The sequence below is a fragment of the Sphaerotilus microaerophilus genome (assembly GCF_023734135.1).
GTDB lineage: Bacteria > Pseudomonadota > Gammaproteobacteria > Burkholderiales > Burkholderiaceae_C > Sphaerotilus > Sphaerotilus microaerophilus.
This window is the reverse complement of sequence record NZ_AP025730.1, coordinates 4,731,879-4,744,558: the sequence shown is the minus strand read 5'-3', so window position 1 is coordinate 4,744,558 and position 12,680 is coordinate 4,731,879. Positions and strand designations below refer to the sequence as shown.

The window sequence follows — 12,680 nt, the reverse complement described above, 5'->3', positions numbered from 1 at the left end:
TGGAGCCAGTCTAGGCAGCGCGAAGCGTGACTTCCTTCCCCATAAAGGGGGTGTCGGTGGGGGGCCTAGATCTCGCGGATCAGCTGGCTGAAGGCATCGATGTCCTCGAACTCGCGGTAGACCGAGGCAAAGCGCACGTAGGCCACCTTGTCCAGGCGCTTGAGCTCGTGCATCACCAGCTCGCCGATGCGGGTGGTGGACACCTCGCTGACGCCGCTGGTGTAGACGCGGTCCTCGATGCGCGCCAGCGCGGCGTCGATCAGGTCGACGCTCACGTTGCGCTTGCGCAGCGCCAGCGACATCGACGCACGCAGCTTGTCGCGGCTGAACTCGACGCGCTCGCCGTTCTTCTTCACCACCATGGGCATGCTCAGCTCGGCACGCTCGTAGGTGGTGAAGCGCTTGTCGCAGGCGCTGCAGCGCCGCCGCCGCCGCATGGCATCCCCCTCATCGGACGTGCGCGTCTCGACGACGGTGGTCTCGGCGTTTCCGCAGTAGGGGCAGCGCATGGCGTGTCAGGGGCGGCGCAGCAGCAGGGGTCTGTCGCGCCGGGGCCGATCAGCGGTAAACCGGGAAGTCGCGCGTCAGCGCGGCAACCTGGGCCTTGACGCGCTCGATCACGGCCTCGTCGTTCGGCGCGTCCAGCACGTCGGCGATCAGGTTGGCCACCTGGCGGGCCTGCTCTTCCTTGAAGCCGCGCGTGGTGAAGGCAGGGCTGCCCAAGCGGATGCCGCTGGTCACGAAGGGCTTCTGCGGGTCGTTGGGGATGCCGTTCTTGTTGCAGGTCATGTGGGCACGGCCCAGCAGCGCCTCGGCTTCCTTGCCGGTCAGGCCCTTGGGACGCAGGTCGACCAGCATCACGTGGCTTTCGGTGCGGCCGCTGACGATGCGCAGGCCGCGCTGGATCAGCGTTTCGGCCATCACCGCAGCGTTCTTGACCACCTGCTGCTGGTAGGCCTTGAACTCGGGGCTGAGCGCTTCCTTGAAGGCCACCGCCTTGCCGGCGATGACGTGCATCAGCGGGCCGCCCTGGATGCCGGGGAAGATGGCCGAGTTGATCTTCTTGGCGATCTCCTCGCCGCGCATCAGGATCAGGCCGCCGCGTGGGCCGCGCAGGGTCTTGTGCGTGGTGGTGGTCACCACGTCGGCATGCGGCACCGGGTTGGGGTAGACGCCCGCGGCCACCAGGCCGGCGTAGTGGGCCATGTCGACCATGAAGTAGGCGCCGACGTCCTTGGCTACCTTGGCGAAGCGCTCGAAGTCGATGCGCAGCGCAAACGCCGACGCACCGGCGATGATGAGCTTGGGACGGTGCTCGTGGGCCAGACGCTCCATGGCGTCGTAGTCGATGTCCTCGTTGGCATCGAGGCCGTAGGAGACGACCTTGAACCACTTGCCGGACATGTTCAGCGGCATGCCGTGCGTCAGGTGGCCGCCTTCGGCCAGGCTCAGGCCCATGATGGTGTCGCCGGGCTGCAGCAGGCCGAAGAACACGGCCTGGTTGGCCTGCGAGCCGCTGTTGGGCTGCACGTTGGCGTACTCGGCGCCGAAGAGCTGCTTGGCGCGGTCGATGGCCAGCTGCTCGGCCACGTCGACATGCTCGCAGCCGCCGTAGTAGCGCTTGCCCGGGTAGCCTTCGGCGTACTTGTTGGTGAGCTGGCTGCCCTGGGCTGCCATGACAGCCGGCGAGGTGTAGTTCTCGCTGGCGATCAGCTCGATGTGGTCTTCCTGGCGGCGGTTCTCGGCGTCGATCACCGCAGCGATCTCGGGGTCGATGGCGGCCAGGGTGTGGGTGGCGCGGTCAAACATGGGTGGATTCCTGTCGGGGGTAGCTGGACCCAGGTCTGTCCCGAGGCGGCACGCGCGGCCCGACATCAGGGAGGGAAGACCGGGGCGGCCCAGGCGCACGGCAACGAATCGACCGGGGACCGACACCGTCCCCGGCGGTCGCGCTCCACGGTGGTCCCCCACCTCAGGCAGCCGTTACGGCCACCCTTGAACGCCAGTTGCGCGACGGCTGCGAGTTTACCCGTTCCCGTCTTCCGCGGTCTTCCGCGCGATGCGCGCGGATCAGCGCGCGAGCAGGGCGACGCGCTCGGTCTTGCGCGTGCTGCGCTCGGTGGGTGCCGACGGGGCGGTCGGGCGCGCGGGTGCCGGCGCCTCGGTGGCTGCACCTGGGGTCGTGGACGCGTCGGTGGCAACATTGCCGACCGGCGGCACGGGCAGGCGGGCGGTCACCGGCACCGAGCGGCCCTTGAGCAGTTGCTGCATGAAGCCCTGCTCGGCCAGCACCTTGAAGGCGTAGCCGCCGTCGTCGTTCAGGTTGGCCGCGCCGACGTAGTGGCGCAGGCCACCCTCCAGCGAGCCGGCCTTGGCGATGCAGTCCTTGAGCACCTGCACGCCCACGCGCAGGTTGGTCAGCGGATCAAAGGCGGCGTGGTTGCCGCCAAAGGCCTCGTACTTGTCGTCATGCACCTTGGTCATGACCTGCATGAGGCCCTGTGCGCCGACCGCGCTTTGCGCGAAGGGGTTGAAGCTCGACTCGATCGCGACGATCGCCAGGATCAGCGTGGGCTCGAGGCCGACGCGCTGGCCCAGCGCCCAGGACTCCTGCACCAGGCGGGCCACCGGCTCGGGTGCGACACGGTAGCGGCGCGCCAGCCATTGGGCCACGGTGGCCTGCTGGCGATTCAGTTCGCTTGGATCGACCGCGGTGGCGCGGTCGCCGGCCGAGATGTCGCCGGGGGCCAGCAGGTCGGCTTCCTCTTCGCCGGCCAGTCGCTCATCCTGGCGCTCCTGCAGCCAGCCGAGCGTCTTCTCTTCCAGGGTGGCGCGCACGTCGGCACGCCCACCGAGCAGGAAGGCGGCGCTGAGCACCGCCAGGCCCAGCACGGCCAGCGAGTTGTGGCCGACGGCCAGCAGGCCATGGCCAAGGTCCGTCACGAAGACACGCAGGGAAGTCCAGACAGCCGACTTCGCTCGTGCCCAGGCTCGGAATGCAGGCATGACACTCCTTTCCAGGTCATGGGAGGCCGCCGCAGTCCGCCCCATACGGGCGGAAACGCTGCCTCGATAATCCCCGCCATCACACGGCACCGTCTTGCGCGGTGGCACCGGAACAACGCCGGCGGTGTGGCGGGATCGAAGGGGACGCATTGTGCAACAAATTGCTGCACTGCAACATAGGCCCCGCAGATCGCAAATTCGGGCGGATTCTAGGAGTCGCCAAAATAACCGGTCAACCATGAGCCCTTCGGCTCTTATGCCTGAACAGTGATGAAATACCGCGATCTGCGTGACTTCGTGGCCTCGTTGGAGGCCCGCGGCGAGCTTGTCCGCATTGACGAACCCGTCTCGACGCACCTGGAAATGACCGCCCTGTCCGACCAGGTACTGCGTCGCGGCGGGCCAGCGTTGTTGTTTCAGGCGCCTTGCGACAGACACAAACGTTTTCACGGGCTGTCGGTACTGACCAACTTGTTCGGTACCCCCCAGAGGGTGGCCCTTGGAATGGGGGTTGACAGCATCGTGGCACTCAGGGAGGTCGGCGAGCTGCTGGCCAGTCTGAAGGAGCCCGAACCGCCGCGTGGCCTGAAGGACGCTGGCCGGCTGCTGCAGATAGCGCGCACGCTCTGGGACATGAAGCCCGCGCTGGTGCGGCGTCCCCCCTGCCAGGAGGAGGTGCTCACCGGTGCCGAGGTGGACCTGGCCCGGCTGCCGGTGCAGCACTGCTGGCCGGGCGACGTGGCGCCGCTGATCACCTGGGGCCTGGTCGTGACCCGCGGGCCGCAGTCGGTGCCGCGCCCGCGTGCACGCCAGAACCTGGGCATCTACCGCCAGCAGGTCATCGGGCCGCGCCAGACCATCATGCGCTGGCTGGCGCACCGCGGCGGGGCGCTGGATTTCCGCGAGTTCGCGCTGGCCAACCCGGGCCAGCCCTTCCCGATCGCGGTGGCGCTGGGGGCCGACCCGGCGACGATCCTGGGCGCGGTCACGCCGGTGCCTGACAGCCTGTCCGAGTACCAGTTCGCCGGCCTGCTGCGCGGCGGGCGCACCGAACTGGCTGACAGCGGCGTTGGCGAGGGTCGCCCGCTGCAGGTGCCCGCCAGCGCCGAGTTCGTGCTCGAAGGGCACATCCCGACCGCGCCCGCTGGCTGGGAGGGGCGCAGCGAGCACGGTGTGCCGCTGAAGGAGAAGGGCGGCTACCTGCATGCGCTGGAGGGGCCCTACGGCGACCACACCGGCTACTACAACGAGCAGGACTGGTTCCCGGTGTTCGAGGTCGCGCGCCTCACGCACCGGCGTGACCCGATCTACCACTCCACCTACACCGGCAAGCCGCCCGACGAACCGGCCGTGCTGGGCGTGGCGCTCAACGAAGTGTTCGTGCCGATCCTGCGCAAGCAGTTTCCGGAGATCGTCGACTTCTACCTGCCGCCCGAGGGCTGCAGCTACCGCATGGCGGTGATCAGCATGAAGAAGGCCTACCCGGGCCACGCCAAGCGCCTGATGTTCGGCCTGTGGAGCTACCTGCGCCAGTTCATGTACACCAAGTTCATCGTCGTGGTGGACGACGATGTTGACATCCGCTCCTGGCAGGAAGTGATCTGGGCCATCACCACCCGCATGGACCCGGTGCGCGACACCACGCTGGCGGAGCACACGCCGATCGACTACCTCGACTTCGCCTCGCCGGTGTCCGGCCTGGGCGGCAAGATGGGGCTGGATGCGACCAACAAGTGGCCGGGGGAAACCAACCGTGAGTGGGGGCGCACGATCACGATGGACCGCGAGGTCAGCGAGCGCATGGAGGCGCTGTGGGCGCGCGTGACGGCGCCGTTCGTGACATCTGGCACGCCGCCGGCGCGCGGCTGACGGGTCGCGGGGCGGTTGGCGCAGGTGGAGCAGCGCAGCTCGGCGCCGTCAAGCCAAACGCGTGAATGAGGCCGCGCGAGGCCATAGCCGCGCGCCCCTTGCGGAGCCGGTCAAGCCGGCCTAAGCTGGCCTTGCCTGTGATTGATACAGGTACTCAACTCCCTGCAGTCGCTGCGGGGAAGGGTTGCCGGACTTGAATCCTCCGTCGGCCCGAATGGCCACCGCTCAGGGGCCACCCCCGCCCGTGAACTTCGGTTCCGGGCGGGTTTCTGCTTTCTGGGGCCGGTCTTTTCTGGGGCCGGCCATGCCGGTGGGCGACGGCCCGCGGGCTAGTGTGCCGGGGTCAGCCAGAGCCCGACCCATTCATGCCAGGCCGTATGCACCGCCAATGCACCCCGCCCGGAGGGCAGCCAGGCCAGCGCTCCGGCATCGTCATCGCCGATGTAGCCGGTGGGCGCTGGCACCAGTTCGATGGGTTCCTTGGGTTCCTTGGGTGAGCCGCCCGCCGCCGCGGCCTTGAACCAGCGCAGTGCACGCGGCATGTGCGAGGCACTGGTGACCAGCACGATGCGCCGCACGCCATCGGCCTGCAACAGCGGGACGATGTTCTCGGCGTTCTCTCGGGTGTCCCGGGAGCGGGTGTCGAGCCAACGCAGCGCCGGCTGGCCCGGCTGTTCGCGGGCGATCGACGCGGCCGTTTCGGCCTCGGAGGCCGTGCCGTCCTCGCCCCAGCCCACGCCGCCCGCATAGGCCAGCGGCAGGCCGGTCTGGCGCGCCAGCCACAGCGCGTAGACCAGGCGCTGCAGGCCGACCGGCGACAGCATGCCGCGGCCGTACTCCGGCGCCAGCGTCTCGCGGCCGGACCCCAGCACCACGATGGCCGTGGGCTGCTGGCCGGCGGAGGCGGCCAGGGCCTGGCGCTGCGTCGACGTGAGCGCGGGGGGCGGTTGCAGTAGGGCGTCCTGCAGCCAGCGCGCCGTGCCGGTGCACATCGACAGCCACAGCCCGGCCAGTGCCAGCGCAGCCAGCGGTGCGGCCGCGCGTCGCCGACGCAACAGCCACGCCGCCGCCAGCGGGATGATCCAGCCGCCCGGGGGCAGCAGCAGCGCGCCGACGAGCGGCTTCAGCGCCGCCAGTTCGATGGCCATGAATCGCCCCGCGTCAGGGGGCGAGGCGCTCGCGCAGCCACTGGCCGTCGACCAGGCGGTAGCTCAGCCGGTCGTGCAGGCGCGATTTGCGGCCCTGCCAGAACTCCCAGCGGTCCGGCACCAGGCGGAAGCCGCCCCAGTGCGGTGGGCGCGGCGGGTGCAGGCCGTGCTCGGCCGCGGCCCGGGCGGCGTTGGCCACCAGCACGGCGCGCGAGCTGATCACCTCGCTCTGCGGCGAGGCCCAGGCGCCCAGGCGCGAATCCAGCGGCCGGCTGGCGTAGTAGGCGTCGGACTCAGCGGCGTCGGTGCGCTCCACCCGGCCCTCGATGCGCACCACCCGTTCCATCTCCACCCAGTGGAACTGCAGCGCCGCATGCGGATGGCCGGCCAGCTCGCGGCCCTTGCGGCTGGCGTAGTTGGTGTACCAGACGATGCCGCGCTCGTCGAAGCCCTTGATCAGCACCACCCGGGTCGACGGGCGGCCGTCCGCACTTACGGTGGCCAGCGTCATCGCGTTCGGCTCGGGGACCCCCGCGCGCAGCGCCTCCTGCATCCAGGCGTCGAACTGGCGCAGCGGTTCGTTGGCGGCCCGGACCTCGTCGAGTTCCCCGGCTTCGTAGCTCTTGCGCAGTTGGGAGAGATTGGTCATGACCCCAGTATAGGAAGGCGCGCAGCGCTCGCTCCCACCCGGTGAACACCCCTAAGTGAAGGCACCAGTTCCGGTGGACAGCGATGTGCGATCCGATCGGGACTGTGCAGAGGGCGCCGACCAGGGCAGTGCGAGGGGCTGGCCGGTCAGCGCCACGCCAGCCTGCTGCCCCAACATGGCGGACGGTTGCTGCAGTGCAGCAAGAACAACATCGACCCGAATCCCATGAACCTTCCATCCTGGCAGTTCCTGATCCGGTCCGTTGCGGCGGTGCCGGCACGGTCGCGCCGACCCGGCCTGCAGCCAGCGGAAGGACATGAAGCGGCTTGGTCGGGCTGCCCGGGGCGCCCGGTGTGCGCGTGGCCGTCGAGGGGCTCGCGGTGAGTGCCTTGAAGGCCAGTGGCCCGGTGGTGGTGGTCCCGGCGGCGGGGCGTGGGTCGCGCTTCCAGGGGGCCGGGCACAAGCTGGGGCAGTCGCTCGGCGATGCGCCCGTGCTCGCCCGCACGCTGGAGAACGTGATTGCCAGCGGCCTGCCGCTGGTGGTGGTCACCACTGCCGAGCTGGTGCCGATCGCCCGGGCGGTCGTCGCTGCGCGCGACATCGTGTTGCTACCCCCGGTGGGTTCGGCCTCGCGCGAGCCGCTGGGCATGGGCTACACCATCGCCTGTGGGGTGCATGCGCGTGCCAACGCGCCGGGCTGGTTGATCCTGCCGGGTGACATGCCGCTGGTGCGGCCCGAGACGCTGACGGCGGTGGCCCGTACGCTGAGCCAGTACCCGGTGGTCTACCCGCAGTTCCGGGGCCGGCGCGGCCACCCGGTGGGCTTTTCCGTCGAGCTCTACACCGAGCTGATCAAGCTGCAGGGAGACGAGGGCGCGCGCCGCCTGCTGGCGCGCTACCCGTCGCAGGCCCTCGACCTGGATGACCCGGGCGTGCTGATCGACGTGGACACCGACGGCGATCTCGAACGGGCGCGGCGCCTGCACGCGGGTGCCGAGCTGGAAGAGGCGCCGTCCCTCGGCCGCTCCGCCTGAGCGCGGGCAGCGCGGCCTGCATGGCCGAGCCGGCGAGACAGGGCGCCAGCGAGCCGGTTCCTGTCGCGTCAGATTCGCTGTCAGGTAAGTTGCGTACACTTCGAGCATCTTTTCACGTTTCGGAGTGTGTTGGATGAGCAGTCAGGACGAGGACCAAGGCAGCAAGGCCGGTCTGGTGGTGGCTTTCGGTGCGGTGGCCCTGGCGGTCGTCGTGGCCCTGAGCATGGCGGTGCGCCATTCCTTCAAGTCGGCCGCGGCGCCGCTGGTGGCGCAGTCCGCCTCGGCAGCGGTCCCGGCGGCAGTGGCGGCCAGCCCGGCGGCCTCGGCCGATGCGGGCGCAGGCGCCGACCAGCTGGTCGACCTGACCCCGACCGGTGCGGCGCTGTCGACCGTGTTCTTCGGCTCCGGCCAGGCGGCGCTCGACGCCGCTGCCGATGCGGCCCTGGCCAAGGTGGTCGAGGCGCTGGCGGGCAGCACGAGCAAGAAGGTGCTGCTGTCGGGCTACCACGACACCACCGGCGATCCGGCCCGCAACGCCGAACTCGCCAAGGAGCGCGCCAAGGCCGTGCGTGCCGCGCTGGTCGCCAAGGGCGTGCCGCTGGCACAGGTGCTGCTGCGCAAGCCGGAAGTCACCGCCGGTGGTGGCAGTGACCAGGAAGCCCGCCGCGTCGAGATCCGCGTGATCGACGCCCCCTGACCTGCTGACTCTTCCCTGTGCGGGGCTGACCGGCCCTGCCCGCCGCGGCCCACCCTTGCGCAAGCAGGGTGGGCCGCGGCTTTTGTTTTGACGATGTAACCAGGTTACGGTTAAATCGGTGATTCAGTTTCATCGTTCCGCCGCACCGCCATGAAGACCCAGATCGCCGAAATCACCCAGCGCATCCGTGAGCGCAGCGCGCCGCTGCGGCAGGACTACCTGCGGCGCCTGCGTGCCACCGCGGCACGCCCGCGCGGGGCCGACCGCATGGGCTGCGCCAACGTGGCACACGCCTTCGCGGCGCTGCCGGGGGCGGACAAGTTCCGCGTCGTGGCCGAGAAGGCGCCCAACATCGGCGTCATCACCGCCTACAACGACATGCTCTCGGCGCACCAGCCGTACGAGGGCTTTCCGGCCGTGATCCGCGACGAGGCGCACAAGCACGGCGCCATCGTGCAGGTCGCCGGCGGCGTGCCGGCGATGTGCGACGGTGTCACGCAAGGCCTGCCCGGCATGGAGCTGAGCCTGTTCTCGCGCGACACGATCGCGATGGCCGCTGCGGTGGGGCTGACGCACGACGTGTTCGACGCCGCGCTGCTGCTGGGCGTGTGCGACAAGATCGTGCCAGGCCTCCTGATCGGTGCGCTGCACTTCGGCCACCTGCCCTGCGTCTTCGTGCCCGCCGGGCCGATGAGCACGGGCCTGTCCAACAGCGACAAGTCCAAGGTGCGCGAGCAGTTTGCGCAGGGCCTGGTCGGGCGCGACCAGCTGCTGGCGGCCGAGTCCGCCGCCTACCACGGCGCGGGCACCTGCACCTTCTACGGCACCGCCAACTCCAACCAGATGCTGCTGGAGGCCATGGGCCTGCACGTGCCCGGTGCCGCCTTCATCCACCCGCACGCCGGCCTGCGCGAGCAGCTCACCCGCGAGGCGGTGCGCCAGGTGCTGGCGATCCGCCGCGGCGGCGCGCGCTACACGCCCATCGGCGAGCTGGTCGACGAGCGCTGCATCGTCAACGCCATGGTCGCCCTGCTGGCCACCGGCGGTTCCACCAACCACCTGATCCACTGGGTGGCGGTGGCGCGCTCGGCCGGCATCCTGATCGACTGGACCGACTTCTCCGAGCTGTCCGCCGCCACGCCGCTGCTGGCGCGGGTCTACCCCAACGGGAAGGCGGACGTGAACCAGTTCCAGGCCGCCGGCGGCCCGGGCTTCGTGCTGCGCGAGCTGCTCGACGCCGGCTGCCTGCATGGCGACGTGCTGACGGTGGCCGAGGGTGGCATCGCTGCCTACGGCCGCGTCCCGGCTCAGGCCGCTGACGGCACGCTGGCCTGGCACGACCTGCCCGCCACGCCGATCGACGACGCCATCGTGCGCACGGCCGCCGCCCCCTTCGGCGAGACCGGCGGCCTGAAGCTGCTGGCCGGCAACCTCGGCCGGGGCGTGATGAAGGTCAGCGCCGTGCCTGAGGACCGCCACGTCATCGAGGCACCAGCCCTCGTCTTCGACAGCCAGGAGGCGCTGCACGCCGCCTTCAAGGCCGGCGATCTGGAGCGCGACTTCGTCGCCGTCGTGCGCTTCCAGGGCCCGCGCGCCAACGGCATGCCCGAGCTGCACAAGCTCACCCCGCCGCTGGCGGTGCTGCAGGACCGGGGCTTCCGCGTCGCGCTGGTCACCGATGGCCGCATGAGCGGTGCATCCGGCAAGGTGCCGGCGGCGATCCACGTCAGCCCCGAGGTGCTCGGCGGCGGCCCGCTCGGCAAGGTCCGCAGCGGCGACCTGCTGCGCGTCGACGCCGTGTCCGGCACGCTCGATGCCCTGGTGCCGCCCGAGGACTGGACGGCCCGCACGATCGAGGAGCGCCCCGCCGACCTGGCCGACGACGCCGCCCACGGCCTGGGCCGCGAACTCTTCGGCGGCCTGCGCCGCAACGTGCGCAGTGCCGAGGAAGGCGCCATCACGTGGCTGTGACCTGCTGGCCGCGACCCGCGGGCTGTGCTGTGATGCCCCGGTGGTGAGTCCCAAGCCCCTTCCGCCCTTGCCCGATCTTCAGGAGCCCACGCCCATGACCCTGCCCATGAACACGCTCGACCTGGCCGCCTACGGCCCCGTCATCCCCGTCATCGTCATCGACCGTGTCGAGGACGCCGCGCCGCTGGCCCGCGCGCTGGTCGCCGGTGGCGTCAAGGTGCTGGAGGTGACGCTGCGCACCCCGGTGGCGCTGGACTGCATCCGCGCCATGATCGCCGAGGTGCCCGAGGCCATCGTCGGCGCCGGCACCGTGCGCTCCATCGCCGATGCCCGCGCCGCGCTCGCCGCCGGCTGCCGCTTTGCCGTCAGCCCCGGCTACACCACGGTGGTGGGCCGCGCCTGCACCGACATCGGCCTGCCGCTGCTGCCCGGTGTCGCCACCGCCAGCGAGGTGATGACCGCCAACGCCGACGGCTACCGCTTCCTCAAGCTCTTCCCCGCCACCGCGGTGGGCGGCCTCAACCTCCTGAAGGCCTTCGCCAGCCCCTTCCACGACGTCGCCTTCTGCCCCACTGGCGGCATCACCGCCGAAACCGCCCCGCAGTTCCTGGCGCTCCCCAACGTCAAGGTCTGCGGCGGCTCCTGGCTGACCCCGGCCGATGCGGTGCGCGACGGGGACTGGGACCGCATCACCCGCCTGGCGCGGGCGGCGCAGGGGTTGAGGGGTTGAGGGGGTGATGGCCTGAGGGTTGTTGGCGAGGGGTGTTGCCGCTCAGTCTGATGCGGCGGCAGGTTCGCCAACCCCCTGACCGGCAGGCCCGGCCAACCCGCGCCGCCGGTGCATGCTCGGCGACACACCAAACTCCCGCCGGAAGGCGTGGCTGAAGGAGGCTGCGTCGGGGAAGCCGGCCGTGGCGGCGATGTCGCGGATCGGGAGTTCGGTCAGCCGCAGTTGCTCGCTGGCGCGCTGCAGGGCGATGCGGCGTTGCATGGCCACCAGGGTGCTGCCGCGGTAGCGCTGCAGCGCGGCCTGGAGGGTGCGCAGGCTGACGCCCAGTTCGCTGGCCAGTTCGGCGGGGCGGCGGCGCTCGCCGGTGCGCTCGTGCAGCAGGCGGTCCAGGCGGGCCAGGTAAGGGGGCTCGCTTTGGTGCAGGGTGACGGGATCGATGCGGGTGCTGCCGACCTGGAGCTGCCTCGGCGGCGTGAATCCACCCAGGGGGGCATCCAGCTGCGCGGACAGGTCCTGCAGCCGGCCCAGGGTGGCGGAGTCGGCGGCGGCCATCTCGCTGCGCAGGCGCAGGAAGTGGCGCAGCTCGCGCAGCGCGGCGGTGGGGTCGCCCAGGGCCTCGTAGGTGCACGACAGGTCGTAGGGCAGGCGGCTCACGAGTTTGCTCATGCCGACCGTGTCGAGGTGGCTGCGCACGGCCAGCAGGCAGGGCAGGGCCTGCTCGGGGCGGCCGAGCACGCGCAGGCTCCAGCCGAGGTTGTACAGCCGGCTGAGCTGGCCGTGCGTGGGGCGGGTCTGCTCGGGCGGACCGCACAGGGAGGTGAGGTGGGCCTGCATGCGGTCCGCGTCGCCGCGCAGCGCGGCGACCATGCCGAGCAGGTCGCCCAGGCGCTGCGGGTCGGGCAGGGCGCTGCCGGCGTGGCGGCTGGCGTGGACCTGCCGCTCCACCTCGGCGAGCTGCGCGGTGAAGCGCGCGTGGTCGGGCGGGCCGGCGTCCAGGTCCAGCGTGTAGACGGTGGCCACGCGCCGTGCCTGTAGCGCCTCGAAGAAGTGCAGCGAGGCGAGGGTGCCGTGCACCTCGCGCAGCAGCCGGGCGTCGCTGCAGCGGGCGTGCTCGGCGCGGAAGTCGCGCTCCCAGGCCTGCCAGGCGTCACCCAGGCGCAGCTGGTGGGCGTAGGCCATGGCCACGGGGGTGAAGAGTGCCAGCCGGTCCTCGGGCGGCAGGCCGGGGTGGCGCATGGCCCGGTGGGCCACAGCCAGCGCGCTGACCTCGTGGCCCATCAGGTTGTACCAGTAGGCCAGCTGGGCCTGGCACTGCAGTTGCTGGCGCTCGCGCTGGTTGGCGGCGAAGGTCAGCAGCGCCAGTTCGAGGTCGGCTGCCATCTCGGCCACCGGCCGGCGGGTCTCGTGCAGGCGGGCGCGCAGCAGCACGAACTCGGCGTGCAGCAGGGGCGAGCGCGCGCCTTCGACGGCGCTGCGCAGGGCCTCCAGCTCGTCCAGGCGCAGGGCATCTGGAGTGTCGCTGTGCAGGGCCCCCAGCTGGACGAGCTGGCGGCGCAGGGCGGCGTCGTCCATCGGG

Annotated in this window: 11 protein-coding genes and 1 riboswitch; of the genes, 5 read left to right on the top strand and 6 right to left on the bottom strand. The window is 71.0% G+C overall.

The annotated features are described in order from the left end of the window. Positions 1–65: 65 nt before the first annotated feature. The 3 genes from nrdR to NGK70_RS20235 all read right to left on the bottom strand — a co-directional run bounded on the left by nrdR (position 66) and on the right by NGK70_RS20235 (position 3,006). Positions 66–509 (bottom strand): transcriptional regulator NrdR, encoded by a 444-nt coding sequence (gene nrdR, locus NGK70_RS20245; RefSeq protein ID WP_251970279.1) that lies wholly within the window; start codon positions 507–509, stop codon positions 66–68. Positions 510–558: 49 nt separating this feature from the next. Further along, on the bottom strand, positions 559–1,809 hold the full coding sequence (gene glyA / locus NGK70_RS20240; RefSeq protein WP_251970278.1) for a serine hydroxymethyltransferase: 1,251 nt from the start codon (positions 1,807–1,809) through the stop codon (positions 559–561). 80 nt (positions 1,810–1,889) lie between these two features. Beyond that, a riboswitch (ZMP/ZTP riboswitch) is annotated at positions 1,890–2,020 on the bottom strand. Between the two features lie 50 nt (positions 2,021–2,070). Continuing rightward, positions 2,071–3,006, bottom strand: coding sequence for a lytic transglycosylase domain-containing protein (locus NGK70_RS20235; RefSeq protein ID WP_251970277.1), 936 nt, complete (start codon positions 3,004–3,006; stop codon positions 2,071–2,073). A gap of 270 nt (positions 3,007–3,276) precedes the next feature. Between NGK70_RS20235 and NGK70_RS20230 the strand changes: the two genes are divergently transcribed. Further along, positions 3,277–4,875 (top strand): UbiD family decarboxylase domain-containing protein, encoded by a 1,599-nt coding sequence (locus NGK70_RS20230; protein ID WP_251970276.1) that lies wholly within the window; start codon positions 3,277–3,279, stop codon positions 4,873–4,875. Positions 4,876–5,204: 329 nt separating this feature from the next. On the opposite strand, the gene NGK70_RS20225 is transcribed toward NGK70_RS20230, so the two are convergent. Next, positions 5,205–6,023 carry a YdcF family protein gene (locus NGK70_RS20225; protein WP_251970275.1) on the bottom strand — a complete coding sequence of 273 codons (819 nt, stop codon included), beginning with the start codon at positions 6,021–6,023 and terminating at the stop codon, positions 5,205–5,207. Between the two features lie 13 nt (positions 6,024–6,036). Further along, the gene (gene pdxH / locus NGK70_RS20220) at positions 6,037–6,672 is read right to left on the bottom strand and encodes a pyridoxamine 5'-phosphate oxidase (RefSeq protein WP_251970274.1); all 636 of its coding nucleotides are present in this window, start codon (positions 6,670–6,672) and stop codon (positions 6,037–6,039) included. Positions 6,673–6,998: 326 nt separating this feature from the next. On the opposite strand from pdxH, the gene NGK70_RS20215 reads away from it, so the two are divergent. The 4 genes from NGK70_RS20215 (at position 6,999) to eda (ending at position 11,104) form a co-directional block, all read left to right on the top strand. Then, positions 6,999–7,706: a nucleotidyltransferase family protein gene (locus NGK70_RS20215; protein WP_310742547.1), complete on the top strand. Its 708-nt coding sequence runs from the start codon at positions 6,999–7,001 to the stop codon at positions 7,704–7,706. Between the two features lie 133 nt (positions 7,707–7,839). Further along, positions 7,840–8,403: an OmpA family protein gene (locus NGK70_RS20210; RefSeq protein WP_251970273.1), complete on the top strand. Its 564-nt coding sequence runs from the start codon at positions 7,840–7,842 to the stop codon at positions 8,401–8,403. 150 nt (positions 8,404–8,553) lie between these two features. Next, positions 8,554–10,374 (top strand): phosphogluconate dehydratase, encoded by a 1,821-nt coding sequence (edd, locus tag NGK70_RS20205; protein WP_251970272.1) that lies wholly within the window; start codon positions 8,554–8,556, stop codon positions 10,372–10,374. Positions 10,375–10,468: 94 nt separating this feature from the next. After that, positions 10,469–11,104, top strand: a complete 636-nt coding sequence (eda, locus tag NGK70_RS20200) for a bifunctional 4-hydroxy-2-oxoglutarate aldolase/2-dehydro-3-deoxy-phosphogluconate aldolase (protein WP_251970271.1) — start codon at positions 10,469–10,471, stop codon at positions 11,102–11,104. A 42-nt stretch (positions 11,105–11,146) separates the two neighbouring features. Here eda and NGK70_RS20195 read toward each other — a convergent pair whose 3' ends face one another. Further along, positions 11,147–12,676 (bottom strand): helix-turn-helix transcriptional regulator, encoded by a 1,530-nt coding sequence (locus tag NGK70_RS20195; protein WP_251970270.1) that lies wholly within the window; start codon positions 12,674–12,676, stop codon positions 11,147–11,149. Positions 12,677–12,680 lie beyond the last annotated feature (4 nt).

What these genes read in the sequence shown, in the direction of transcription:
- glyA (WP_251970278.1), bottom strand. Translation starts at nt 1,809, where the DNA reads ATGTTTGACCGCGCCACCCACACCCTGGCCGCCATCGACCCCGAGATC.
- NGK70_RS20225 (WP_251970275.1), bottom strand. Translation starts at nt 6,023, where the DNA reads ATGGCCATCGAACTGGCGGCGCTGAAGCCGCTCGTCGGCGCGCTGCTG.
- NGK70_RS20235 (WP_251970277.1), bottom strand. Translation starts at nt 3,006, where the DNA reads ATGCCTGCATTCCGAGCCTGGGCACGAGCGAAGTCGGCTGTCTGGACT.
- edd (WP_251970272.1), top strand. Translation starts at nt 8,554, where the DNA reads ATGAAGACCCAGATCGCCGAAATCACCCAGCGCATCCGTGAGCGCAGC.
- eda (WP_251970271.1), top strand. Translation starts at nt 10,469, where the DNA reads ATGACCCTGCCCATGAACACGCTCGACCTGGCCGCCTACGGCCCCGTC.
- NGK70_RS20230 (WP_251970276.1), top strand. Translation starts at nt 3,277, where the DNA reads ATGAAATACCGCGATCTGCGTGACTTCGTGGCCTCGTTGGAGGCCCGC.
- nrdR (WP_251970279.1), bottom strand. Translation starts at nt 509, where the DNA reads ATGCGCTGCCCCTACTGCGGAAACGCCGAGACCACCGTCGTCGAGACG.
- NGK70_RS20210 (WP_251970273.1), top strand. Translation starts at nt 7,840, where the DNA reads ATGAGCAGTCAGGACGAGGACCAAGGCAGCAAGGCCGGTCTGGTGGTG.
- NGK70_RS20195 (WP_251970270.1), bottom strand. Translation starts at nt 12,676, where the DNA reads ATGGACGACGCCGCCCTGCGCCGCCAGCTCGTCCAGCTGGGGGCCCTG.
- pdxH (WP_251970274.1), bottom strand. Translation starts at nt 6,672, where the DNA reads ATGACCAATCTCTCCCAACTGCGCAAGAGCTACGAAGCCGGGGAACTC.